Source organism: Rathayibacter sp. SW19 (assembly GCF_030866825.1).
GTDB lineage: Bacteria > Actinomycetota > Actinomycetes > Actinomycetales > Microbacteriaceae > Rathayibacter_A > Rathayibacter_A soli.
The window spans coordinates 1,700,294-1,723,410 of record NZ_CP133020.1; the positions used below are offsets into that span (position 1 = coordinate 1,700,294).

Here is a 23,117-nt window from a genome sequence, read left to right on the forward strand (position 1 = left end):
CGCCAGCCTTGAGCCGAGTTTAGAGGGGCCCGTCCGAGCGCGTCCAGCCGAATCGGGCCTTTGCAATGTCGTCGAATGCGCCGCCCGGTGGTCGAGTAGCGAGCGACAGCGAGCGTATCGAGACCTCGTGCGGGCCTCGATACGCTCGTTCCTCGCTACTCGACCAGCGGGATCGTTCGAGTCCACGACTGTGAAGAGGCTCTCCTAGCCGACGCTCGGCACCGAATGCGGCGAACGGCTTGCAACGGCGCCGTGAGCACTTCTGTGGCGCGGGCTAGGCCGGGATGCTAGCAACCATGCGATCGAAGGAAGCGTCGAGGTCTGCGTTGACGATCTGGTGATCCGGATGCGCGTCGAACCAGTCGATGATGTCCTGGGCGGCATCCGCAAATGTCACCGTCGTGCGGAACTCGGGTACGAGCGCCTTCACTTTGCTGTTGTCGAAAACCATCGAGTGCGCCTTGTCGCCGAGCAGGCCGGGGCCGAGGTCGGGGTAGATCGCCGCAATGGTCTCGGATGCGACGTGCGCCAGGTTCGGCTCGACACCTGCAGATCGTGCCAAAGCAGAGTAGATCTGGTCCCAGGTCGGCGCGTGGTCGCCGGTGATCTGGAAGCTGTCGCCGACGGCCTCCGGGCGGCCGAGCAGCCCGACGAACGCAACGGCGAAGTCGCTGGTGTGCGTGATGGTCCACAGGCTCGTGCCGTCGCCGTGCACGACCACCGGTTTGCCGGCACGCATCCGGGCGATGTCGGTCCAGCCGCCCATGGTGGGCAGCGACGTGCGGTCATACGTGTGCGAAGGACGCACGATCGTCGCCGGGAAACCGCTGTCGCGATACTCGTGCACCAGCAGATCCTCGCACGCGATCTTGTCGCGCGAATACTGCCAGAACGGATTGCGCAGCGGCGTCGACTCCGTGACAGGAAGCCGCGATGGCGGCGTCTGGTATGCCGATGCCGAACTGATGAACACGTACTGCCCGGTTCGCCCGGCGAACTGCGCGACGTCTTGGGCGACATGGTCTGGAGTGAAGGCGAGGAACTCGGCCACCACATCGAACTCGCGGTCGCCCAGCGCGTCGCGCACCGAGGCGGCATCCCGGATGTCTGCATGAATGGACCGGACGGCATCCGGCACCGGGCGGATGCTGCTGCGCCCCCTGTTGAGCACGGTCACGTCGTGCCCGAGCGCAGCCGCGCGCGTGACGCAGGCCGCGCTGATGACGCCGGTACCGCCGAGGAAGAGGATGCTTTTCTGGCTCATGCTCCGATCCTCTCATCTCGGTGGCTCACATTCGCCGCCCCCGACCGGCCGAGTGCGTCCAAGTGGACGGAATGACCGGGTGAGGCGTGCCCACAACGGCCATTCGGGCGCACTCGGCGGCAGAAACGGGCGCGCGGGCGTGGCTGGCGGCGCGGAGACAGGGGGAGAGGGTAGCGTCGAACGGTGAGATTTGACGACCCGTACGGATCTGACGTTCTGGCCACGAACTGGCGCGCCCGCGGTCTGCCGACCGTGCACACGGTGCCGGCCGAGCGCGAACTCGTGGTCGAGGAGGTCGAGACTGGCTTCTGCGGTGCCGTCACGCGGATCGAGAACAAGCTCGTGCACCTCGAAGACAGGCACGGTCGTGTGCGGGTCTTTCCGCTGGGCAACGGCTTCATGATCGACGGAAAGCCGGTCGTGCTCATCGCACCCGTCGCGGCTGCCGACGCGACGACCGGCCGTGGCCGCACTGCATCCGGCTCCTTCAGCGTTGCGGATGCCCGCGCTCGCGTGGCCCGCGCAAGCCGGATCTTCGTCGAGGGCAAGCACGACGCAGAACTGGTCGAGAAAGTCTGGGGCGACGATCTGCGGGTGGAAGGCGTCGTGGTCGAGTATCTGGAAGGAGTCGACGACCTCGATGCCGTCGTGCGCGAGTTCGCGCCGAGTGCAGACCGGCGCGTCGGTGTGCTCGTGGACCATCTGGTGCAGGGCTCGAAGGAGTCGCGCATTGCGCAGGCCGTGGCGCGCGGGCCGCATGGCGCGCACGTGCTGGTGGTGGGGCATCCGTTCATCGACATCTGGGCCGCAGTCAAGCCGGAACGACTTGGGCTGAAGCAATGGCCCCAGGTTCCGCGCTCGATCGAGTGGAAAAAGGGCATCTGCGCCGCGCTCGGCTGGCCGCACCAGACACAGACCGACACGGCGCGGGCGTGGAAACGCATCCTGTCGCGCGTGTCGACATACGCCGACCTGGAGCCGGCGCTGCTGGGTCGCGTGGAGCAGCTGATCGACTTCGTCACGGTCGGTTAGCCGCGCCCGACCCAGTGCGGCCGAAACGCCGCGGCGGGCAGCCCGCAGCGGGCAGCACGAATTGCGCACGGTTGCAGCCACGCGCAGAATGGCGAGGTGGCCTCCGTGCAGAGTGTGAGCATCCGATACATCGTCAACGACGTGGATGCGGCGATCGCGTTCTATCGAGACGAGCTCGGCTTCGAGGTGGTCATGCACCCGGCACCGGCATTCGCCATGATGTCGCGCGGGCCGTTGCGGCTGGTGCTGAGCCGGCCCGGCGGGGGAGCAGGCGGCGGGCAGGCGATGCCGGACGGCACGCTGCCGCAGCCGGGCGGCTGGAATCGTTTCTCGATCGAGGTCGACGATTTGGATGCGACAGTCGGGGCACTGCGCGGGCATGGCCGCACTTTTCGGAACGACATCGTCGAGGGCGTCGGCGGGCGACAGATCATTGTCGACGACCCGTCGGGCAACCCTGTCGAACTGTTCGAGCCGACGATCCCGGAAGCGAAGCTCGGAGATAGTCGATAACCTCCGCGCAGCGAAGATCCGATGAGCACCGAGCTGACACCCGTGGCCGAGCCGATGGCCGCACGACGCCTCGGGCGAGCGCTCGTTACGATCGGGTTGCTCGGTGCGGTGATCGGCAGTCTTGGCGCGCCGCTGATCACGCCGGTGGCCACCGGGATGCACGTGTCGCTCGACGCAGCGCAGTGGACGCTGACCATCACGCTGTTCTCCGGGGCGATCTCAGGGCCGATTGTGGCTCGACTCGGCTCAGGCTCGCGCCGGCGAGTCACGATCCTGGTCACCCTCGCGCTCGTCGCACTCGGCGGAGCATTGACCACGATTCCGTTCTCCTTTGCTTTCCTCTTGCTGGGGCGCGCACTTCAGGGGCTCGGGCTCGGCGTTATCGCGCTGCTGATGAGCGTTGCGCGCGATCAGTTCCCGGCGCGGCGATCGGCCTCGACGATCGCAACATTGTCGGTGGCCTCGACGGTTGGCATCGGTGTCGGGTACCCGCTGGTCGGGCTACTCGACCAGATCGCCGGGCTACGCGTCGCGTACGGACTCGGGCTGATTCTCTCGCTTGTTTCTCTCGTCATCGCCTGGCGAGCGCTGCCGGCGGATGCGCCGGTGCTTCGTGGCGGAGTCAGAGTGCGCGTGGATGTGGCTGGCGCACTGTTGCTCGGCGCAGCGATACTCGGGGTCCTGCTCGTCATCGCGCAGCCTGCTGTCTGGGGCGAGCCGTGGGTCGGCGGGTCGATCCTCGCCAGCGCGCTCGTGCTTTTCGGTGCCTGGGTTGTCGTTGAACTGCGCACGAGCGCGCCGTTGGCGGACCTTCGGCTGCTTGGCCAACCGGGAGTGCTTCGCGCGAACATCGGGATGCTCGTCGCCGGCGTTGGCATGTACCTTTTGTTCAGCCTGCTGACGCGTTACGTACAAACCCCCGTCACGGTTGGCTACGGGTTCGGACTACCCGGCGTGCTGGCCGGAGCTGCGCTGATTCCGTTCTCCGTATTGGGGTTCGTCGCCGGCAAACTCACGCCGATTTCCGCCAGGCGCTTCTCGAGAAAATGGGTCTACCTCGCAGCCGCCTTCGCCGTAATGATCGCCGCAGGTCTGTTCGCGTTGGTGTCTGATTCGCTGCCGGCCGTCCTGCTCGCTATGGCGATTCTGGGGTTCGGGGTCGGCGGCGTGTCCGCGATCATGCCGGCGCTTGTCCTGGTGGACGTTCCTCAGCCAGAAACCGCGAGTGTCCTTTCGATCAATCAGCTCGTCCGGAGCGTCGGTTTCAGCATGGGCAGTGCGCTGGCCGGCCTGCTGCTCGCTGCGGCGACACCTGCCGGCTCGGTGTTCCCGAGCGAACAGGGGTACGCGGATGCGGCGTTGTGGGTGATCCCGCTCCTTGCGTTCAGTGCCGTACCGATTTTCCTCACGCGTCGCGCGGGGGCCCGGTAAGACCGGCGTTACGCTGACCCGCCACCCGCCACGAACTATCCGCTCAATTTGACCTTGCGAGTCGATGCCGCGAAGAATCAAGTACGGCGCCCGCCCTCGAAGTTCGGCGCCGCCACGTGAACGGCCTAGTGAAAGGCCAAGTGAAAGGCCAAGTGAAAGGCAGGATACGGTGGGCACCTTCGTCGCAGGCCCGGTCGCGGATTCCACGTCTGACTCCGTTGCGGCACGCCCGCGCGACCTGGTGCACCAGCCGGAGATGTTCGGCCAGTGGGGCAAGCCGATGAAACCGGCAGACGGAATTTCGGTTGAAGACGCCCGGTTTGTGGCAGCAAGCGTGCAGCATTGGGTGGCCAACGCCATCCGCGAGGAGGTGGCCGCACGCAGAACGAACCTCGCATCGCTTCTGGAGACCTTGAGTGTGAGCTCGCCTGAACTGACGTTTCACCGCGCCGTCAGTCTCCAGCACGGAGACGAGCCTATTCAGCTCGCTGACTTGCTCGTCTGGGCGAGCAATTTCGAGAGCGTGCGCAGGATTCTCGTGTCGTCGCTTGGCGACAGCTCGCGCGGCTGAAGCCCGGACCGGGCGGCCGGATTCAGTGTTGCGGTGGTTGCGCGCACGCCGACCGCAAGCCAGGTGTCGCCGAGTCTCTCTTCGCGCGCCGGGTGACCTCGGCGGCGATCGTTCACGGGCGAAGAAAAGAGCTTGACGCGTATGTACCCAGATGGGTACATTAACGTCATGGATGCTGTGCTGCACGCCTTGAGCGACGCCAGTCGCCGCACGATGTTGGACACCTTGCGGCTCGGACCAGCCACGGTCGGGCAACTGGCCGAACGATTGCCGATCGCTCGGCCCGGAGTTTCTCGGCACCTGCGCGTACTTCGAGATGCCGGGCTGGTCGAAGCGCGCTACGAGGCGCAGTGGCGCGTGTACTCGCTACGCCCTGAGCCGCTCGCCGAACTCGACGCCTGGCTGGGCCAGTACCGCACCGTGTGGGAGCAACGCCTGGACGCGCTGCACACCGAAATTGCTCGAGGCAAACGCGATCAGGGTCGCCACGAACAGGGTCACCACGAACAGAGTCACCATGAACACAAAAACGACGATCAGAGGAGAACACCATGACATCCGCTATCAGTCATGTAACCGGCAGCTTGCGCGTCGAGAACGGCAGGGGAACAGTACGCATGGAGGACGTTTACGACACCACCGTCGTCGACCTGTGGTCGGCGCTGACTGAGCCAGACCGGCTCGCTCGCTGGATTGCCGAGGTCACGGGTGAACTCAGGCTCGGGGGGCTGTTCCAGGCTCGCTTCACCAGCAGTTGGGAGGGGCCCGGGCGAGTCGACGTGTGCGACGCACCGCGCCGTCTGATGGCGACCATGAGCCCCGGTGCTGATGACGAGACGGTGATCGAGGCAACGCTCGCCGACGACAACGGCAGAACCAGGTTGGTGATCGAGGAACGCGGATTGCCGTTGGACGAGTACGCGGATCACGGTGCCGGCTGGCGGGCCCACATCGAAGACTTGACCGCCTATCTCGACGGACGCGACGCCAGCGTGTGGCACGACCGGTGGATGGAACTCATCCCGCGGTACCGCGAATTGGCGCAGATGCCGGGGTGAGCGTCCAAGCCCGGAGTGCTGGCCCCGATGCGAGCTGGCCCGATGCGAACTGGCCCCGATGCGAGCTGACTCGTGCTGCGACAACGGGTTGCGTTCGCCCACCGAGTTCAAGCGCCGCGACGGGCTATTTCAGTGGGCCCGGCCGCCCGTGGCCCGGGCACACCAGACGCGGGTGGGAAGCCGTGATCGCTTGGATCGTCATCTCCGCCTGGGGGCGGGTGCTGGTCAGGAAGTTCGGCAGCCGAACGAGTCGGCCTCGCGAGATTCGAGCGGCATCGCCGATGAACGCCACACCACTCCAGCGCACGACATGGTGCCCCGGCGTGTGGCCGGGTGCGGGCACTGCGGTAACCCCTGGGGCGATCTCGACCTCGTCGTGGTCGGGTAGTTCGGTGAACTCGGGGAGGTCGGCACGGCCAAGGAATCCCGAGTTCAGCATCCAGCGTCGCATGCGTGTCGAGGGTGCTGCTTCGCGGCGCACGATCGCTATGTCTGCAGCCCCTAGCCACACTCGAGCACCCGTCGCGTTCTGCACGGCGGCTGCACCGCCCATGTGGTCGGCGTCGTAGTGCGTCAGCACGATGTCCGTTATCGGGCGGATGCGCGCACCAGCCAGTTCGCTGACGACTGCGCCCGCACTGGACGGGAGACCTGTGTCGACGAGGACGGAGCGGTCATCCAATTCGATGAGGTAGGCGTTGCCGGCGCGCGGTCGCTCGAGTTGATACAGGGAGCCGATGATGTCGCGCACGTTCAGATCGTAAGCCAGTTTCTGCGTTCCGAACTCGTTGATTTGTCGCAGCATCGCGGGTGCCGACGACGCACGCAATGTCCCTCGAGTCGATATCAATCCAGACGTAGACCACGATCCGTCCCCCACGACAATCGCGTCCCGGGCGCATCCAAGATACGGCCGTCGTCAACTCTCGGTGGCAAGAGCTCGACCGAGCGGGGTCGGTCACAATATGTGCCCCCAGTAGGATTTGAACCTACGGCCTTCTGCTCCGGAGGCAGACGCTCTATCCCCTGAGCTATGGGGGCCCGGGAGTGCTCGTCAACATTAGCATCCACCGGCGGATGCTGCGTCAGCCTTTGGGCAGGTTGCCCAGCACCGCAGCGACCAGCGGCTGCGGGTCCCCTGGTTCCGCGAAGTCCGCCGAACGCAGGACGACCCAGTAGCCGTTCGAGAAAGCCTGCACCTCGCCGATGCCGCCGACGACCGTGAAGTAACCCTCTACGGTCGGCGGAACACCGTAGGTCGGCACGACATGGCTGCTCGTCGCGGCCGTGTCCTTCAGCCCCGTCACGGCGGATGCGGCCGGGTGCGCGATCGCCACCTCGATGACGGCATTGCTTGTCTGGTTCAGGTACCCGCAAGAGACGCCCTTCATCGCGACGGCCGCGGCCGGATTCGTGTTCGCCTTCGGGCTGTAGCCGGGGTCCGTGCCGTAATTCGGATTGAAGTCGTACAGCTGCTGCGCAGTGACCACCTGATCACACGTCAGGCTGACCGGCGTCGGCGGATCCGCGGGTGTCGGGGTCGAGGTGACGGTCGCGGTGGAACTCGGCACACCGGCCGGAGTGCCGCCCGCAGTCGTTGCGGGCGATGACGGAGCACCGGTGCACGCTGCGAGCGTCCCGACGATGGTGAGCCCGACGGCAAAAGCGAAAACAGCGCCCGCTGCGCGCCGAAGACCTGGGCGCCGATGAGGTGAGTACTGGAGCATATGACGACCTTCGTGACACGAGAACGAAGTGCGCGGTCCGACGGTGGTCCGCTCATGCGACGCGAGGACGCGTGCTCAGGAACCCTATCAACTGATGCATGTGCGTTCCCGCATTTGCGATGCTGACGGCACGCCGATTCCAGCTTCCGACCGCGGAATCGCGCGGAACAATGCGCATCAGACGCCCAGCCGCCCCCCGGTAGAATCGATGCTCGTGACTCCCGAACAACTTGCTGCGACCCTGTACGACATCATTCAGCCGATTGTCGCGCGTCGCCGTGAGTCGAACGGCTCCGACCTGGCATTCGAACCGAGTGCGGTCGCGTTGGAACGCCCGAAGAATCGCGAGCACGGCGACTGGGCCACCAACGTCGCGATGCGGCTGGCCAAGCCGCTGGGAGCGAATCCGCGCGAGCTGGCCGCAGAGATTGCGGATGCCGCATCCGGAATCGACGGCGTCGCATCCGCAGAAGTGGCCGGGCCCGGTTTCATCAACTTCCGCCTGGACGCGGCGGCCGCAGGACTGCTCGCGAAGACGATCGTCGACGCGGGGGAGGCGTTCGGCACAGGTCATCTGTACGACGGCATCCGGATCAATCTCGAGTTCGTGTCTGCGAACCCGACGGGGCCGATCCACATGGGCGGAGTGCGCTGGGCGGCCGTCGGCGACAGTCTCGCGCGCGTGCTCGCGGCAGAGGGTGCTGAGGTCACCCGCGAGTACTACTTCAACGACCACGGTTCGCAGATCGACCGATTCGCCCGCAGTCTCCTCGCCGCGTACCTCGGCGAGGAGACCCCGGAAGACGGCTACGGGGGAGCCTACATCGGCGACATCGCCGAGCAGGTCGTCACCCGCTACGACGGAGACCTCGCGGCGTTGCCCCGCGAGGACCAGCAGGAAGTGTTCCGCTCAATAGGCACCGAACTGATGTTCGCCGAGATCACATCGAAGCTACACGGGTTCGGCGTCGACTTCGACGTCTACTTCCACGAGGACTCCCTGCACGAATCCGGTGCGGTCGACCGTGCGATCGAGCGGCTGCGCGAACTCGGCCACGTTTTCGAGGAGGACGGCGCCATCTGGCTGCGCACTACCACGTTCGGGGACGACCGCGACCGTGTCATCATCCGCAGCAACGGCGAGCCGGCGTACATCTCCGGCGACCTCGGCTACTACCTGAACAAGCGTGAGCGCGGCTTCGATCAGAATCTGATCATGCTCGGCGCCGACCACCACGGCTACATCGGCCGCATGATGGCTATGGTCGAGGCGTTCGGCGACGAGCCCGGCATCAACCTGCAGATCCTGATCGGTCAGATGGTCAGCCTGCTGCGCGACGGCGAACCGGTCAAGATGTCCAAGCGCGCAGGCAACATCGTCACCCTCGACGACCTCGTCGACGCCGTCGGTGTGGATGCCGGCCGCTATGCACTCGTGCGCTCCTCCAGCGACTCGCCGCTGGAGATCGACCTCGACCTGCTCGGCAAGCACACGAACGAGAACCCTGTGTTCTATGTGCAATACGCGCACGCACGCACCCGGTCCGTTGACCGCAACGCGGCGGCGTCCGGAGTCGACCGCAGCGCGTTCGCCCCTGAGCTGTTGACCCACGAGACCGAATCGGCGCTGCTCGGCGCTTTGCAGGAGTATCCGCGGATCGTCGCACTTGCAGCCGAATTGCGTGAGCCGCATCGCATCGCCCGCTTCATCGAAGAGATCGCCGGGCTCTACCACCGCTGGTACGACAACTGCCGGGTCATTCCGCTCGGCGACGAGCCCGTCGGTGACGTGCATCGCACCCGATTGTGGCTGAACGACGCAGCGGGCCAGGTCATCCGCAACGGGCTCGGCCTGGTCGGCGTGTCCGCTCCAGAACGGATGTAGCGGGGAACGAAGTATGACGATGAGCGGCATAGACCTGATCGGCGATCGGAGGGCGCGTTGACGGCCAGAGAAACCATCAGCGATTCCGCAACGACGGAAAGGTTCATACCGCTTCGGACGACCGCGCCGCGCCGACCCCGTTGGTTGCTCATTTTCGCGTCGGTATTCGCCGCCGTGGTCGTGCTCGCGGCATTCTTCTTCGTTGCGGATGCGATCATCCGGTCATCAGCCGAGACCGGCGTCGCCAAACAGATCAGTTCGGAGCTGCCCGCAAACGTTGTGGCAAAGGACTTGACCGTTCAGATCGGAGGCGTCTCAGTGATCGGGCAATATCTTGCCGGGTCGTTCGATGAGGTGACGCTGACCGCGAAACAGGTGACGATCAACGGCGTGCCGGTGCACGCTACGATCGTCGGTCACGGCGTGCCCACAGACCTGGCCAAGCCGACAAAGTCGATCACGAGCACGCTGACGATCTCCGAGGATGCCGCAAACAAGCTTGTCACGGTTCCCGGGGCGACCTCCCAACTTGTGTTCGGGGCCGGCACCATCGGCTACAGCGGTTCAGCGCACGTGTTCGGCTTCCCGATCTCGTTCGAAGCGACCGCGACGCCGAAAGCCGACGGGCTGGACATCCTGCTGGCACCGAAATCGGTGAAGATCACCGGCGGGCCAGCCCAGGTCGACCTTGGTGCCGTGGTCACCCAGTTGATCGGGAACAAACCGTTCCCTGTTTGCGTCGCGCAATATCTGCCGAAAGGTGCCACTGTCACCAATGTCGAGGTGACGTCGAATGCCGCAGTCGTCACCGTGTCTGCCGAGGACATCGTTCTCGACAAGGCCACGTTCGACACCCACGCGCGCTGTTCGTAACCAATTATCGGCGGGTCGGCATTCTCGGTAGACTTCGACACGTTCGCAATCGGCTCGCCGCCCGCGCGACCGACGGCTTCAGGGGCCAATCCGGGTCCGCTCGCCATCCCCTTATGTCTAGTCGTCTGATCTGCCCTGCGAGGTTTCATCCGTGGTCGCCAACCCGCTCGCCCCATCGTGGCTGCACGAGCCGGCCGACGCCAATGCGCTCGAGCCTGGCCTCTGGCCGGCCGCTAGCCGCAGGAGCGACGACGGTGCGTTGAGCATCGCCGGCGTGAGTGCGCAGGAGCTGGCCGCGCAGTTCGGCACGCCCCTGTACATCATCGACGAAGCGGATGTCCGTGCGCGCGCCGCCGACGCGCTCGCGGCCTTTACCGATGCGGTCGGCCGGATCGGCGCATCCGCGAAGGTTTACTACGCGGGCAAGGCGTTTCTCAGCACCCAGATCGCGCGCTGGGTCTCCGATGCCGGCCTCAACATCGATGTCTGCAGCGGGGGAGAGCTCGCCGTTGTGCTTGCGGCGGGGGTCGATCCGCAGCGGCTGGGTTTCCACGGCAATAACAAGTCGGTTGCGGAGATCGATCGGGCCGTGGCCGTCGGTGTTGGTGCGATTGTCATCGACAGCGAGCAGGAGATCGCTCGCGTGGCGGCGGCGGCGCGCAAACACGGTGTCGTGCAACGCGTGCGGCTGCGTGTGAACAGCGGAGTGCACGCGCACACTCACGAATTTCTCGCCACGGCCCACGAGGATCAGAAGTTCGGCGTGCCGCTGGACCAGGCGCAGCGACTCGGGTCGGCGATTCGCGCAGAATCGAGCCTGTCATTCCTCGGACTGCACTGCCACATCGGATCGCAGATCTTCGGCTCAGACGGATTCGCAGAGTCGGCGGCCCGCGTTTTAGACGTTCACGCGCGCCTGCTGGCCGACGGCCCAGTGCCCGAACTCAATTTGGGGGGCGGCTTCGGCATCGCGTATACGAGCGTCGATGAACCGTTGGTGCTCGCGCAGCTCGCCTCCCAGATCGCGGGCGCCGTCGCGGCATCGTGCGACCGGCTCGGCATCCCGGTGCCGACCGTCGCTTTCGAACCGGGCCGGGCGATCGTCGGACCGGCAGGCCTGACCCTGTACACGGTCGGCACGACCAAGCCGGTCAGCGTACTGATCGACGGGGCGAGCGCTGATCGTCTCTACGTCAGCGTCGACGGAGGCATGAGCGACAACGCCCGCTACGTTCTCTACGGCGCCGACTACTCTGTTCGCATTGCAAACCGAACATCGGATGCCGCGCCGGCGCTGGTGCGGATCGCCGGCAAACACTGCGAATCCGGCGATATCGTTGTCGATGCCGACTACCTGCCGAGCGATGTCGCCCCCGGTGATCTGCTCGCGGTGCCCGCGACCGGCGCATATTGCTGGTCGCTGTCGAGCAACTACAACTACCTGCCGCGGCCGGCCGTTGTTGCTGTCTTGGACGGCCACGCTCGCATCATCGTGCGCGGCGAGACAGAGGACGACTTGCTTGCTCATGATGTCCGCCTGCCCGCTTTGGAATCCTCATCGACAACCAAGGAGCAGCTGTGATCGCATACCGGGGCCTGAAAGTGGCCTTGCTCGGCGCCGGCTCGGTCGGCTCCCAGGTCGCGCGTTTGCTTCTCGGGCAAGGCGAGGAACTCGCATCACGTGTCGGTGCACCCCTGGAACTCGTCGGAATCGCCGTGCGCGATCTGGATGCCGCACGCGACGTTGAACTGCCGCGCGAGCTCTTGACGACGGATGCGTCCTCACTGATCCTCAGCGCCGACATCGTCGTGGAACTGATGGGCGGAATCGAGCCGGCGCGCAGCCACGTGTTGCAGGCGTTGAACTCCGGCGCAGACGTGATCACCGGCAACAAGGCGCTACTGGCCACGCACGGCCGGGAACTGTTCGAAGCCGCTGAACAGGTCGGCGCCCAGTTGTATTACGAGGCCGCGGTGGGCGGCGCGATTCCGATCATCCGTCCATTGCGCGACAGCCTTGCCGGCGATCAAGTCACGCGCATCCTCGGAATCGTCAACGGCACGACGAACTTCGTCCTCGACCGCATGGACACCTTCGGCGACAGCCTCGAAACAGCGCTCGCCCTCGCGACGGAACTCGGTTTCGCGGAGGCGGATCCGACCGCCGATATCGGTGGCTACGATGCCGCCCAGAAAGCTGCGATCCTCGCCAGCCTCGCATTCCACACAACGGTGCCGTTGGAGTCCGTGCATCGTGAAGGCATCACGGGCATCACCCTCGAGCAGGTGAACGAGGCACGTCGTGCCGGCTACGTCGTGAAGCTGCTCGCGATCTGCGAACGGCTCACCGATGCGGGCTCGGGTGAGACAGGCGTCTCGGCACGCGTATATCCGGCGCTCGTGCCGCGCGATCACCCGCTGGCCGCCGTGCACGGTGGCAACAACGCGGTTTTCGTTCAGGCTGCGGCTGCGGGCGACCTGATGTTCTACGGGGCCGGCGCAGGCGGCCTGCAAACGGCATCCGCTGTGCTCGGCGATGTGGTCTCTGCCGCACGACGGCATGTCGCAGGCGGGCCGGGCGTCGCCGAGTCGACCCACGCCAACCTGCCGATCCTGCCGATCTCCAGCATCACCACCCGATATCAGATCACGCTCCACGTCGTCGACGAGCCGGGCGTGCTCGCCCGAATCGCGCAAGTGTTCAGCGATCACGGCGTCTCGGTCGAGACGCTCGTGCAGTCGGCGGCGATCGATCGCTCTGCGCCCGGTGAACCCCCGGCGCCCGCCACCGCTACCCTGGTAATCGGAACCCACCAAGCGTCGGAGGCCGCGCTCGCCGCGACCGTCGCCGCCCTGCGCGAAAGCGATGCGGTGAGCGCCATCGCATCCGTTCTCCGAGTTGAAGGAGCCTGAGTTTGTCGGACAAGATCGTGAACAGGCAGTGGAAGGGCGTTCTGCGCGAGTATGCGGACCGTCTGGATATCTCCGACGCAACCCCCATCGTGACGCTCGGCGAAGGGGGAACACCGCTCATTCCCGCGCCGGCACTTTCGCAGCGAACCGGCGCGAACATCCACATCAAGTACGAGGGCATGAACCCGACAGGGTCATTCAAAGACCGCGGCATGACGATGGCGATCTCCAAGGCGATCGAGCATGGCGCGCAGGCGGTCATTTGCGCGTCCACCGGAAACACGTCTGCGTCTGCGGCGGCCTATGCGGCCCACGCCGGCATCAAGGCAGTGGTGCTCGTGCCCGAGGGCAAGATCGCGATGGGCAAACTCAGCCAAGCCATCGCGCACGATGCTGAACTGATCCAGGTGCAGGGCAACTTCGACGACTGCTTGGACATCGCCAGGGAACTGGCTGCGCACTACCGCGTGCACCTGGTGAATTCGGTGAACCCGGACCGCATCGAAGGCCAGAAGACTGCGGCTTTCGAAATCGTCGAGGTGCTCGGGGATGCCCCGGACATCCACATCGTTCCGGTCGGCAATGCCGGCAACTACACCGCGTATACCCGCGGTTACTCTGAGGAACTCGACCGCGGTGCGACGACAAAGCTGCCGCGGATGCTCGGCTTCCAGGCAGCCGGCAGCGCTCCGATCGTGCTTGGCCAGCCCGTCAAGAACCCCGAGACGATCGCAAGCGCGATCCGGATCGGCAACCCCGCGTCGTGGGAACTGGCGCTTGCGGCCCGAGATGCGACCGGCGGATACTTCGGAGCGATCGACGACACGAAGATCCTCGAGGCATACCGTCTGCTCGCGGCAGAGGTTGGCATTTTCGTTGAGCCGGCCAGTGCGATCAGCGTCGCCGGGCTGCTCGAGCGCAGCGCGGCCGGAGTGATCCCCGCCGGTTCGACGGTCGTGCTCACCGTCACCGGCCATGGGCTCAAAGACCCGCAGTGGGCGCTGCGCCGCGCGGACGGCAGTGATGTGCAACCAAAGGTTGTCGCAGCCGACACGGCAGCGGTCGCTGCGGTCGTCGGGCTTGACCCCGTTGCCCGCGCCGCAGAGGCCGACGCATGACGGTTGCGCAAGACTCGTCGCTCGGTGCGGATGCGGTCCGTGCGGATGCGCTCGGTGCGGATGCGGTGACCGAACGCGTTGCCGGTGCAGTGGTCGGCCGGCGGGTTACAGTGAAGGTGCCCGCTACCACCGCCAATCTCGGTCCTGGCTTTGACACACTCGGACTCGCACTGTCGCTGTATGACGAACTCGAGGTGAGCGTTCGCGCGGAGCCAGGGGTGCACGTCGAGGTGCACGGCATCGGCGAAGGCCAGGTTCCGACGGATGAGACGAACCTCGTCGCACAGGCGATTGCGCACGCTTTCACGCACTACGGCCTCGAACTGCCCGGCCTCGAGCTCATTGCGCACAACGTGATCCCACACGGGCGAGGCCTCGGGTCTTCTGGTGCGGCGATCGTGTCCGGCATCATGGCAGCCCGCGGGCTCCTTCAGGGGATCGTCGCGATGAGTTCCCACGAGCTTTTGACGCTCGCCACGGAGATGGAGGGGCATCCCGACAATGTGGCCCCGGCGCTTTTCGGCGGATTGACGATCGCCTGGGTCGACGAGAACGGCCCACAGGCCAAGAAGTTGATGGCGCACCGAGGTGTGTCGCCGTTGGTGTTCGTGCCGGAAACAGAGATGTCAACAGCACTCGCTCGCAGCCTGCAACCGCAATCGGTGCCGCACGAGGATGCTGTGTTCAACGTTTCGCGGTCCGCCCTGCTGATCGCGGCTCTCATCCAGAGCCCCGAACTCCTGCTGGCGGCGACAGAGGACAAGCTCCACCAGAGCTACCGCGCCTCTGCGATGCCCGAAACGGATCGGCTGATCACGCTGCTGCGCGCTTCCGGGTTTGCGGCCGTCGTGTCCGGCGCAGGACCATCCATCCTCGTGCTGTGCAACGATCCGGCACAGCGGCTTGCCGCAGCAGAACTGGTTGCCAAGCAAGCAGTAACGCCGTGGCAGGCGCTCATGCTGGCGGTCGATTTCAAAGGCGCAACCGTCACGGCAGTGCCCGCGAATGCCCCGGACGCGCCCGTCCGTGTGTGAGCAAGCCGGGCAAGGGATGGTGTTAGACTGACAACGCACCCGGTGGAAACCGCCCAACGCGAGAATCTGCTTTCCGGGTGAACCTCTAGAAACTTATTTGTGCCGCACCTGTTTGTGCGCCCGCGTCTCTCGCTGGCGGCCGTCGTGTGTGAGTCAGAATTCATGCGTCGGCAAACAGTTCCCTGCGGTACGCACTCCTGGCGAAGCTTTCATGCGCTCGCCGGAGGGAAGGAATCCTCTCAGTGACCAATGTCAATCTCCATGCCGCCGGTGTGGACCCGAATACCGATCTGTCGAATTTGCGTGTTGCCGAACTGCAGGCCCTAGCCAGCCAACTTGGCGTCACCGGTGTAGCGAAGTTGCGCAAGGGCGAGCTCGTCGACGCAATCACCGCGGCGCGCGGCTCGAACAGCGCGGCAGAGCCCGCGGTGGCAGAGCGCCCAGCAGCCGAGCCTGCTGAGGCAAAGCGCGCAGCAGCAGAGTTTACGCAAAGCGCGCCTCAGGCCGCCGCGATCGTCGCTGACTTGCTCGCAGCCGAATTGCGCGCAGTCGGTCGCTCCACCGCATCCGAGACCCTCTCGACCGACCGAGACGCGCACCCCTCGGTCGACTTGGGCGGCACAGAGCGGCCGCGCGTTGCAGCGCTCCAAGAAGCGCCAACGACAACGGGCCGCCGTCGCGGATCCCGCCGTGCCACCAGCGCGGACGCCGTTCCGGCTGCCGCCACCGTGCCGGCCGCAGGTCACGTCAACGCGGGCGAGACCGGCGTCACTGCGATCGCCGCAGACTCGGAATCGGTTCAGAGGGCCGAGGTGCCCGCTGTCGATCCGTCGGCGGCCGATACCACGGCGGCCGATACCTCAGCGTCCGAAACTTCTGCATCCGGCGCTACTGCAACCGACGCATCCGCGGCCGATAGGACCGCCGCAGACGCCCAGCCCGATGAGCAGCAGGCCGAGCAACCCCGTCAGGGTCGCAACCGCAACCGCAACCGTAACAAGAGTACGAACCGTGAGCAGAGTGGTCAGGGCACGCACAACGACCAGGCCGCAACGGAGCAGCCAGAAGCTGGCGGCCAGCAGTCGGGCAACCAGCAGACAAGTAACCAGCAAGGCGGCAACCAGCAGGGCCAGAATCGCAACCGTGGGCGCGGAGAACGCTCGGGCCAGCAGAGCGACCAGCAGTCCGGCGGTCAGCAGGGCAGCAACCAGCAGGGCAACCGCTCGAACCAGCAGAGTGATCGAAACGATGCGCAGACCGAGCGCGACGGTGACCGCAGCAGCCGCAATCGTTACCGCGACCGCAAGCGTCGCGGCAGCGCAGCAGGCGATGAGTTGGAGCCGGAGATCACGGAAGATGACGTGCTCATCCCGGTCGCCGGAATCCTCGACGTTCTGGACAACTACGCGTTCGTGCGCACGACCGGTTACCTGCCCGGCACGAGCGATGTCTACGTGTCGCTCGGCCAGGTGAAGAAATACAACCTGCGCAAGGGCGATGCCGTCGTCGGCGCGATCCGTCAGCCTCGCGAAGGTGAGAACACCGGGCGCCAGAAGTACAACGCGATCGTCAAGATCGACTCGATCAATGGTCAGAGCATTGAAGAGGCAGCCAATCGCATCGAGTTCAGCAAGCTGACTCCGCTGTACCCGCAGGAGCGTCTGCGGTTGGAGACGGAGCCCGGCAAGCTGACCCAGCGCATCATCGACCTTGTCGCACCGATCGGCAAGGGTCAGCGCGGTCTCATCGTGGCGCCGCCGAAGGCCGGTAAAACCATCGTGATGCAGCAGATCGCCAACGCGATCACCACGAACAATCCTGAGGTCCACCTCATGGTCGTGCTTGTGGACGAGCGACCTGAAGAGGTCACCGACATGCAGCGCACGGTCAAGGGCGAGGTCATCGCATCCACGTTCGACCGGCCGGCGGAAGACCACACGATGGTCGCAGAGCTGGCGATCGAGCGCGCCAAGCGACTGGTCGAGCTGGGCCACGACGTCGTCGTGCTACTGGATTCCATCACACGACTGGGCCGCGCATACAACCTGGCCGCACCGGCATCCGGCCGCATCCTGTCCGGCGGTGTCGACGCCTCCGCACTCTACCCGCCGAAGCGGTTCTTCGGCGCCGCTCGCAACATCGAGCACGGCGGGTCGCTTACGATCCTGGCATCTGCGCTGGTGGAGACCGGGTCCAAGATGGACGACGTCATCTTCGAAGAGTTCAAGGGCACCGGCAACAGCGAACTGCGGCTGTCGCGCCAGTTGGCCGACAAGCGCATCTTCCCCGCGGTCGACGTGAACGCATCCGGCACGCGCCGCGAAGAGATGCTGATGAGCGCAGATGAGGTCAAGATCACGTGGAAGCTGCGTCGCGCCCTTGCAGGACTCGACCAGCAGCAGGCCCTCGAAATCGTGCTGAACCGGTTGAAAGAGACCTCGTCGAACGTCGAGTTCCTGATGCAGGTGCAGAAGTCGATGCCGCAGACAACGGCCGGCACAGCGCACTCGCACGGCCACGACAACGACCACCGTTAGCGATGCGCAGGCCGAGCAGCCGCATGTTGGACTGCTCCACATGGCGCACCCTCGCTGAGCGATAGTCGATCGGACGAGTGATGGTGCACAGGCGCCATCACTCGTCCGTTTCGACATCAATCGCACAGTAAGGTACGTCCCGTGTTCGAATCCGTCAGTGTTCTGCTCGAGGAACACGAACAGTTGCAGGTGCAGCTGTCCGACCCCGCCGTTCATGCGGATGCCGCGCGCGCCAAGAAGATCAACCGCCGGTATGCGCAACTCAGTCAGATCAAGGCCGCATACGACGGGTGGAACGCGCTCGGTGACGACCTGGCGGCGGCCCGTGAACTTGCCAAGGAAGACGACACGTTCGCCGAGGAGATCCCCGGGCTCGAAGAGCAGTATGCGAGCGCGCAGGAGAAGCTGCGCCGCCTGCTGATTCCGCGCGATCCGGATGACGGCCGTGACGTGATCATGGAGATCAAAGGTGGCGAGGGTGGCGCGGAGAGTGCTCTTTTCGCGGCCGACCTGCTGCGGATGTATCTGCACTACGCGGAGTCCAAAGGTTGGAAGACGGAACTGCTCGATCGCACCGAGAGCGACCTCGGCGGGTACAAAGACGTGCAAGTGGCGATCAAGTCGAACGCCACGGACCCATCGCAAGGCGTCTGGGCGCACCTCAAGTACGAAGGCGGAGTGCATCGCGTGCAACGCGTTCCTGTGACCGAATCGCAAGGGCGCATCCACACCTCGACCACCGGCGTGCTCGTGTTCCCAGAAGTGGACGAGCCCGAAGAAGTCGAAATCAACCAGAACGACCTCAAGATCGACGTCTATCGCTCGAGCGGTCCTGGCGGCCAGTCTGTCAACACGACCGACTCGGCGGTACGGATCACGCACCTTCCGACCGGAATCGTCGTTTCGATGCAGAACGAGAAGAGCCAACTGCAGAACCGCGAGGCCGGTATGCGGGTGCTGCGCGCGCGCATCCTGGCGAGGCAGCAGGAAGAGCAGGCAGCTGCGGCATCCGATGCACGGCACAGCCAGATTCGCACGATGGATCGCTCCGAGCGCATCCGCACCTACAACTTTCCCGAGAACCGGATCGCCGACCACCGCACGGGCTACAAGGCGTACAACCTCGATCAGGTGATGAACGGTGCACTCGACCCGGTGATCGAGTCCGCGATCCGCGCCGACGAAGAGGCGCAACTCGCCGACCTCGGCGACCAGTCCTGACACTCTCCACCCACCCGGGCCCGGGCCCGGCACCCGTGCGGCCCAAGGCGCGCGAGGCGCCTCCGCCTGCTGCTTGAGTGCGGCCACGTGGTCGCTTCAGCCCGCTCTCGAGCGCTCATCACGACCACATAGACGCACTCGGCAAAATTTGTGGGTGTGGGTGTGCGGCTGCGTCAGATGTAGATGGCGGGGTCGAGCCAGGCCTCGTCGCGGGCGGCAACGCGTTGCGCGGGAGCCTGGGCGCTCGAGCGGGGGCGGGCAACACCAGGGATGCCGACGATCACAGAGTCCGCAGGGGCGGAATGCACAACCACCGAATTCGCGCCGATGACGCTGCGAGCCCCGATCCGGATGTCGCCGAGCACCTGCGCGCCGGCGCCCACCATGACGCCGTCCTCGAGCGTCGGATGCCGTTTGCCAGCGCCGTGCGACTTTCCGCCGAGCGTTACGCCGTGGTAGAGCATCACGTCATCGCCGATGATCGCGGTCTCGCCGACAACGACGCCCATACCGTGATCGATGAAGAATCGGCGGCCGATCTGCGCACCGGGATGGATCTCGACCCCGGTCAGGAAGCGGATGACCTGCGAGAGCAGGCGTGAGGGCAGTCGTAGGCCGGGAGAACGCCACCAGCGGTGGGCGACACGATATGCCCAGATGGCGTGCAGCCCCGAGTAGGCGAGGAACACTTCCGGACTGCTGCGCGCGGCCGGGTCATGCGCGCGCGCGTTGGCGATGTCTTCGCGCAGTCGTGACAGAATGCTCACGGCGTTGGCTCAATCGACCGTGTTCTCGTAGAGCGCGGTGGACAGGTAGCGTTCGCCGAAGTCGGGCACGATCACCACGATCGTCTTACCCGCGTTTTCTGGCCGCTTCGCGATCTGCACCGCTGCGTGCACCGCCGCACCGGCCGAGATGCCGCCGAGGACGCCTTCGTCGGTCGCAAGCGCACGGCCCATCGCGATGGACTCCTCGAAACTGACAGGGTAGACCTCATCGACGAGGTTGACATCCATCACGTCGGGAATGAATCCTGCGCCGATGCCTTGGATCTTATTCGGTCCGGCCGGTAACCCAGCGAGAACGCGCGAGGTGTCCGGCTCGACCGCGACGACCTGCACGTTCGGGTTGCGTTCCTTGAGCAGTCGTCCCGCGCCGGTGACGGTGCCGCCGGTGCCGACACCCGCGACGAAGATATCGACGGCACCGTCAGTGTCGTCCCAGATCTCCTGGCCCGTGGTGGCGTAGTGGATGTCCGGGTTCGCGGGGTTTGCGAACTGCTGAGCCCACACGGCGTTCTCGGTGCTGGCAACGATCTCCTTCGCCCTCTCGATCGCGACGCGGATTCCGCCCTCGGGCGGCGTCAGAACAAGCTCGGCGCCATACGCGCGCAGCACGGCGCGACGCTCGACGCTGGCGGAGGCCGGCATGGTGAGGATCGCCTTGTAGCCGCGCGCCGCCGCCGTCATGGCAAGCGCGATTCCGGTGTTGCCGCTGGTCGACTCCACGATCGTGCCGCCCGGTTTCAGCGCACCTGCGGCTTCCGCGGCGTCGACGATTGCAACGCCGATACGGTCCTTGACGCTTGCAGCAGGGTTGTAGAACTCGAGCTTCGCCAACACAGTGCCACCCGCGTCGCCGACAACCCGGTTCAGTCGCACGAGTGGAGTGCGCCCTACGACCTCAGTGATGTTCGAGTACACGTGTGCAGTCATGGTGCAACCTTTCACTGGGCGGCATTCGGTGGGCCTGAGTCTTCAGCATATTCTTGACGGGCGGCTACCGGCGTCGTGTTACGCACTGCGCTCAGTCATATCCCCGCTCCACCAAGGAAACGCTCCACCGAAGAGAACCCGTTCCAACCGCCTTTATTCCGGCCCCGAGAAAGCGCAGCAACCTGATGACCGATCTCGACGCTCAGGGTTCCACCGTCAGCGCCGCACTCACGCACGCCGTGGCGGTTTTGACGCAAGCAGGTGTGCCCAACCCGAGCGTGGATGCCGAGCTGCTGATCGGGCACGTTCTGAATGCCAGTCGGGGGCGCATTCAGGCGCTTGCGATGACGGATGCGGCGTTGCCGGCCGCCGAGGCGGCATCCGTTCTCAAATTGGTGGCGCGACGCGCAGCGCGCGAGCCGCTGCAGCACATCACCGGCCGCGCGGCGTTCCGGTCGATCGAGCTGGCCGTCGGGCCCGGCGTGTTCGTGCCAAGGCCTGAAACGGAGCTGGTGGCGCAATTCGCCATCGATGCCCTCAAGGCTACCGCCGGTGCCGAGCCGATCGCCGTCGACCTCGGCACGGGCAGCGGTGCCATCGCCCTATCGCTGGCGCTCGAGGTGCCGCACGCGCGCGTGTATGGCGTCGAGAATTCACCGCAGGCTTTCGAGTGGACGATCCGCAACTTCCGCCATATCGGTCGCGGAAATGCGACGGCAGTACTCGCCGACCTTGCGGATGCCCTGCCCGAGCTCGACGGGCGCGTGTCTGTCGTCATCTCCAACCCGCCGTACGTGCCGACGGACGCGATCCCTCGCGACCCCGAGGTGCGGCTGTTCGACCCCGCGCATGCGCTGTACGGCGGCGCAGACGGCCTCGATGTCGTTCACAGCGTCTCGCAGACCGCACTGCGTCTGCTTCACCCGGGGGGAACCCTCGTGATCGAGCACGGCGAGTTGCAGGGGGCGGCGATCCGTGAACTGCTCACCGCAGACGGATGGCGCGCCGCGGCCACGCATCCCGACCTCACGACACGCGATCGGGCGACGACGGCACTGCGCTGAGCCAGGCGTACTCAGACGCGCTTGTTCGCTGCCTTCTCCGCCAGTTTCGCGGCACGTTCGCGCGCTTTCGCCACGGCCTCCCGCTCACGCTTTTGCAGGTCACGCAACCGCACCTCCGCCTCGCGACGCTTCTTGGCGATCTCCCGCACGGCCGGATCTTTCGCATACACCTCGCCGCGCTCGCGCGCTTCGTCGTATTCGGGCGCGTGGTCGGCGTCGGTGGTCCCGCTCGCGCGTGAGGCGGGGCTGCGGGTATCCAAGCTGCGTGTGTCCAAGCTGCGCGTCTCCAAGCTGCGCGTCTCCAAAAAGTGCTGCACGCCGTCGAGCAGCCGCTCGAGCCCGAACGCGAAGTCGTCGAATGAGTCGTCGGTGTATCCGCCCGAGATGATCACCGGTCGCAGGTAGGGGAAACGTTCCTCCGTGACCAGTTCGCCCAGCGCCGCTGCAAAGGGCACCCCGGATACGGTTCCGTGATCTGCCACTGCTCCCACGGCCGAGTTGATATCGTGCTCGATGCCGCCGACTGTGCGCGCGTACCCGCTGACAAGCAGAATCGTGGCCATTTTCTCCTGGTCGGAAAGCGCGGTCGTCGCCAACGCGCGCAGTCCTGAGTCGACGGTGCGCAACTGGTTCGGTGTCATCGGCACGCCCGAGATCGGGATCTCCACGAACCACGGGTGGTTCCGGAGCGCGCTGAGGCTGGCGAGCGTCCACTCGCGCAACTGCGCGCGCCAGTCGTCGCCGCGTCCCGCGGGCGGCATTTCGAAGCCGGCAACGGCATCCTGCATCAGCAGCAGCAGATCGTCCTTACCGGTGACATAGCGATACAGCGACATCGTGGTGTAACCGAGCGAGGTGGCAACCCGGCTCATCGAGACGGCGCTCAGCCCGTCTGCGTCGGCGATCTCGATCGCGGTCTCGACGATGCGCTCGATGCTCATCTCTCGCTTCGGCCCGCGCTGCGGCGACTCCGCGACACCCCACGAGAGGGCTATGGCATGGGGGAGCGCATTGTCGGGGATCTCGCCCATCTGGTCTCCTTTGGCGGGCCGCTCGACGTCACGTTCGGTGCGAGCAGGTCGATACGAGCAGTCAGTCTAGTGCGACCGTTCGGGCGCACCTGGTAGGGGTCGTGAACCGCCCGGGCGGACACGACCGGTT

21 protein-coding genes and 1 tRNA gene are annotated in these 23,117 nt (G+C 65.6%); 15 read left to right on the top strand and 7 right to left on the bottom strand.

Annotated features, from left to right (window positions below):
* Nucleotides 1–274: 274 nt before the first annotated feature.
* Nucleotides 275–1,264 carry an SDR family oxidoreductase gene (locus tag QU604_RS07710; protein WP_308468222.1) on the bottom strand — a complete coding sequence of 330 codons (990 nt, stop codon included), beginning with the start codon at nt 1,262–1,264 and terminating at the stop codon, nt 275–277.
* 183 nt (nt 1,265–1,447) lie between these two features.
* Here QU604_RS07710 and QU604_RS07715 point away from each other — a divergent pair, with 183 nt between their 5' ends.
* The 6 genes from QU604_RS07715 to QU604_RS07740 all read left to right on the top strand — a co-directional run bounded on the left by QU604_RS07715 (nt 1,448) and on the right by QU604_RS07740 (nt 5,869).
* Complete coding sequence (locus QU604_RS07715; protein ID WP_308468223.1) at nt 1,448–2,296, top strand: DUF3097 domain-containing protein; 849 nt, start codon at nt 1,448–1,450, stop codon at nt 2,294–2,296.
* A gap of 96 nt (nt 2,297–2,392) precedes the next feature.
* Entirely contained in the window at nt 2,393–2,809 is a 417-nt protein-coding gene (locus QU604_RS07720) for a VOC family protein (RefSeq protein WP_308468224.1), read from the top strand.
* 21 nt (nt 2,810–2,830) lie between these two features.
* On the top strand, nt 2,831–4,240 hold the full coding sequence (locus QU604_RS07725; RefSeq protein ID WP_308468225.1) for an MFS transporter: 1,410 nt from the start codon (nt 2,831–2,833) through the stop codon (nt 4,238–4,240).
* Nucleotides 4,241–4,409: 169 nt separating this feature from the next.
* Nucleotides 4,410–4,811, top strand: a complete 402-nt coding sequence (locus tag QU604_RS07730) for a hypothetical protein (protein WP_308468226.1) — start codon at nt 4,410–4,412, stop codon at nt 4,809–4,811.
* 168 nt (nt 4,812–4,979) lie between these two features.
* Nucleotides 4,980–5,366: an ArsR/SmtB family transcription factor gene (locus tag QU604_RS07735; protein ID WP_308468227.1), complete on the top strand. Its 387-nt coding sequence runs from the start codon at nt 4,980–4,982 to the stop codon at nt 5,364–5,366.
* On the top strand, nt 5,363–5,869 hold the full coding sequence (locus tag QU604_RS07740; RefSeq protein WP_308468228.1) for an SRPBCC family protein: 507 nt from the start codon (nt 5,363–5,365) through the stop codon (nt 5,867–5,869). Before QU604_RS07735 ends, QU604_RS07740 begins: the two co-directional genes overlap by 4 nt.
* A 124-nt stretch (nt 5,870–5,993) precedes the next feature.
* Here QU604_RS07740 and QU604_RS07745 read toward each other — a convergent pair whose 3' ends face one another.
* From QU604_RS07745 to QU604_RS07755, 3 genes are all read right to left on the bottom strand, one after another.
* Complete coding sequence (locus QU604_RS07745) at nt 5,994–6,674, bottom strand: MBL fold metallo-hydrolase (protein ID WP_308468229.1); 681 nt, start codon at nt 6,672–6,674, stop codon at nt 5,994–5,996.
* Nucleotides 6,675–6,837: 163 nt separating this feature from the next.
* Nucleotides 6,838–6,910 (bottom strand) — tRNA-Arg (locus QU604_RS07750).
* A gap of 44 nt (nt 6,911–6,954) precedes the next feature.
* Nucleotides 6,955–7,596: an iron ABC transporter ATP-binding protein gene (locus QU604_RS07755; protein WP_308468230.1), complete on the bottom strand. Its 642-nt coding sequence runs from the start codon at nt 7,594–7,596 to the stop codon at nt 6,955–6,957.
* A gap of 214 nt (nt 7,597–7,810) precedes the next feature.
* Here QU604_RS07755 and argS point away from each other — a divergent pair, with 214 nt between their 5' ends.
* The 8 genes from argS (at nt 7,811) to prfA (ending at nt 19,177) form a co-directional block, all read left to right on the top strand.
* The gene (gene argS, locus QU604_RS07760; protein ID WP_409350007.1) at nt 7,811–9,481 is read left to right on the top strand and encodes an arginine--tRNA ligase; all 1,671 of its coding nucleotides are present in this window, start codon (nt 7,811–7,813) and stop codon (nt 9,479–9,481) included.
* Nucleotides 9,482–9,538: 57 nt separating this feature from the next.
* A complete protein-coding gene (locus QU604_RS07765) occupies nt 9,539–10,354 on the top strand; it encodes an LmeA family phospholipid-binding protein (RefSeq protein WP_308468232.1) in 816 nt (271 codons plus the stop codon).
* Between the two features lie 151 nt (nt 10,355–10,505).
* A complete protein-coding gene (gene lysA, locus QU604_RS07770) occupies nt 10,506–11,936 on the top strand; it encodes a diaminopimelate decarboxylase (RefSeq protein ID WP_308468233.1) in 1,431 nt (476 codons plus the stop codon).
* Nucleotides 11,933–13,267, top strand: coding sequence for a homoserine dehydrogenase (locus QU604_RS07775; RefSeq protein WP_308468234.1), 1,335 nt, complete (start codon nt 11,933–11,935; stop codon nt 13,265–13,267). The genes lysA and QU604_RS07775 overlap by 4 nt, the downstream gene beginning before the upstream one ends.
* Before the next feature lie 2 nt (nt 13,268–13,269).
* Complete coding sequence (gene thrC, locus QU604_RS07780; protein ID WP_409350008.1) at nt 13,270–14,385, top strand: threonine synthase; 1,116 nt, start codon at nt 13,270–13,272, stop codon at nt 14,383–14,385.
* Nucleotides 14,382–15,419 (top strand): homoserine kinase, encoded by a 1,038-nt coding sequence (gene thrB, locus QU604_RS07785; RefSeq protein WP_308468235.1) that lies wholly within the window; start codon nt 14,382–14,384, stop codon nt 15,417–15,419. Before thrC ends, thrB begins: the two co-directional genes overlap by 4 nt.
* Before the next feature lie 242 nt (nt 15,420–15,661).
* Nucleotides 15,662–17,956, top strand: coding sequence for a transcription termination factor Rho (gene rho, locus QU604_RS07790; protein WP_308468236.1), 2,295 nt, complete (start codon nt 15,662–15,664; stop codon nt 17,954–17,956).
* A gap of 141 nt (nt 17,957–18,097) precedes the next feature.
* Nucleotides 18,098–19,177, top strand: coding sequence for a peptide chain release factor 1 (prfA, locus tag QU604_RS07795; protein ID WP_308468237.1), 1,080 nt, complete (start codon nt 18,098–18,100; stop codon nt 19,175–19,177).
* 173 nt (nt 19,178–19,350) lie between these two features.
* Here the strand turns inward: prfA and epsC are convergent, their stop codons facing one another.
* Together epsC and cysK are read right to left on the bottom strand one after the other, a co-directional pair.
* Nucleotides 19,351–19,944, bottom strand: coding sequence for a serine O-acetyltransferase EpsC (gene epsC / locus QU604_RS07800; protein WP_308468238.1), 594 nt, complete (start codon nt 19,942–19,944; stop codon nt 19,351–19,353).
* Nucleotides 19,945–19,953: 9 nt separating this feature from the next.
* Nucleotides 19,954–20,892, bottom strand: coding sequence for a cysteine synthase A (gene cysK / locus QU604_RS07805; RefSeq protein ID WP_308468239.1), 939 nt, complete (start codon nt 20,890–20,892; stop codon nt 19,954–19,956).
* 185 nt (nt 20,893–21,077) lie between these two features.
* On the opposite strand from cysK, the gene prmC reads away from it, so the two are divergent.
* A complete protein-coding gene (gene prmC / locus QU604_RS07810; RefSeq protein ID WP_308468240.1) occupies nt 21,078–21,956 on the top strand; it encodes a peptide chain release factor N(5)-glutamine methyltransferase in 879 nt (292 codons plus the stop codon).
* Nucleotides 21,957–21,967: 11 nt separating this feature from the next.
* On the opposite strand, the gene QU604_RS07815 is transcribed toward prmC, so the two are convergent.
* Complete coding sequence (locus tag QU604_RS07815; protein WP_308468241.1) at nt 21,968–22,987, bottom strand: TetR/AcrR family transcriptional regulator; 1,020 nt, start codon at nt 22,985–22,987, stop codon at nt 21,968–21,970.
* Nucleotides 22,988–23,117: the final 130 nt, after the last annotated feature.

Excerpts from the sequence above, each read along its gene's own strand:
- cysK (WP_308468239.1), bottom strand. The coding sequence starts at position 20,892 with ATGACTGCACACGTGTACTCGAACATCACTGAGGTCGTAGGGCGCACT.
- QU604_RS07735 (WP_308468227.1), top strand. The coding sequence starts at position 4,980 with ATGGATGCTGTGCTGCACGCCTTGAGCGACGCCAGTCGCCGCACGATG.
- QU604_RS07755 (WP_308468230.1), bottom strand. The coding sequence starts at position 7,596 with ATGCTCCAGTACTCACCTCATCGGCGCCCAGGTCTTCGGCGCGCAGCG.
- QU604_RS07710 (WP_308468222.1), bottom strand. The coding sequence starts at position 1,264 with ATGAGCCAGAAAAGCATCCTCTTCCTCGGCGGTACCGGCGTCATCAGC.
- prmC (WP_308468240.1), top strand. The coding sequence starts at position 21,078 with ATGACCGATCTCGACGCTCAGGGTTCCACCGTCAGCGCCGCACTCACG.
- thrB (WP_308468235.1), top strand. The coding sequence starts at position 14,382 with ATGACGGTTGCGCAAGACTCGTCGCTCGGTGCGGATGCGGTCCGTGCG.
- QU604_RS07740 (WP_308468228.1), top strand. The coding sequence starts at position 5,363 with ATGACATCCGCTATCAGTCATGTAACCGGCAGCTTGCGCGTCGAGAAC.
- QU604_RS07725 (WP_308468225.1), top strand. The coding sequence starts at position 2,831 with ATGAGCACCGAGCTGACACCCGTGGCCGAGCCGATGGCCGCACGACGC.
- QU604_RS07745 (WP_308468229.1), bottom strand. The coding sequence starts at position 6,674 with ATGCTGCGACAAATCAACGAGTTCGGAACGCAGAAACTGGCTTACGAT.
- QU604_RS07815 (WP_308468241.1), bottom strand. The coding sequence starts at position 22,987 with ATGGGCGAGATCCCCGACAATGCGCTCCCCCATGCCATAGCCCTCTCG.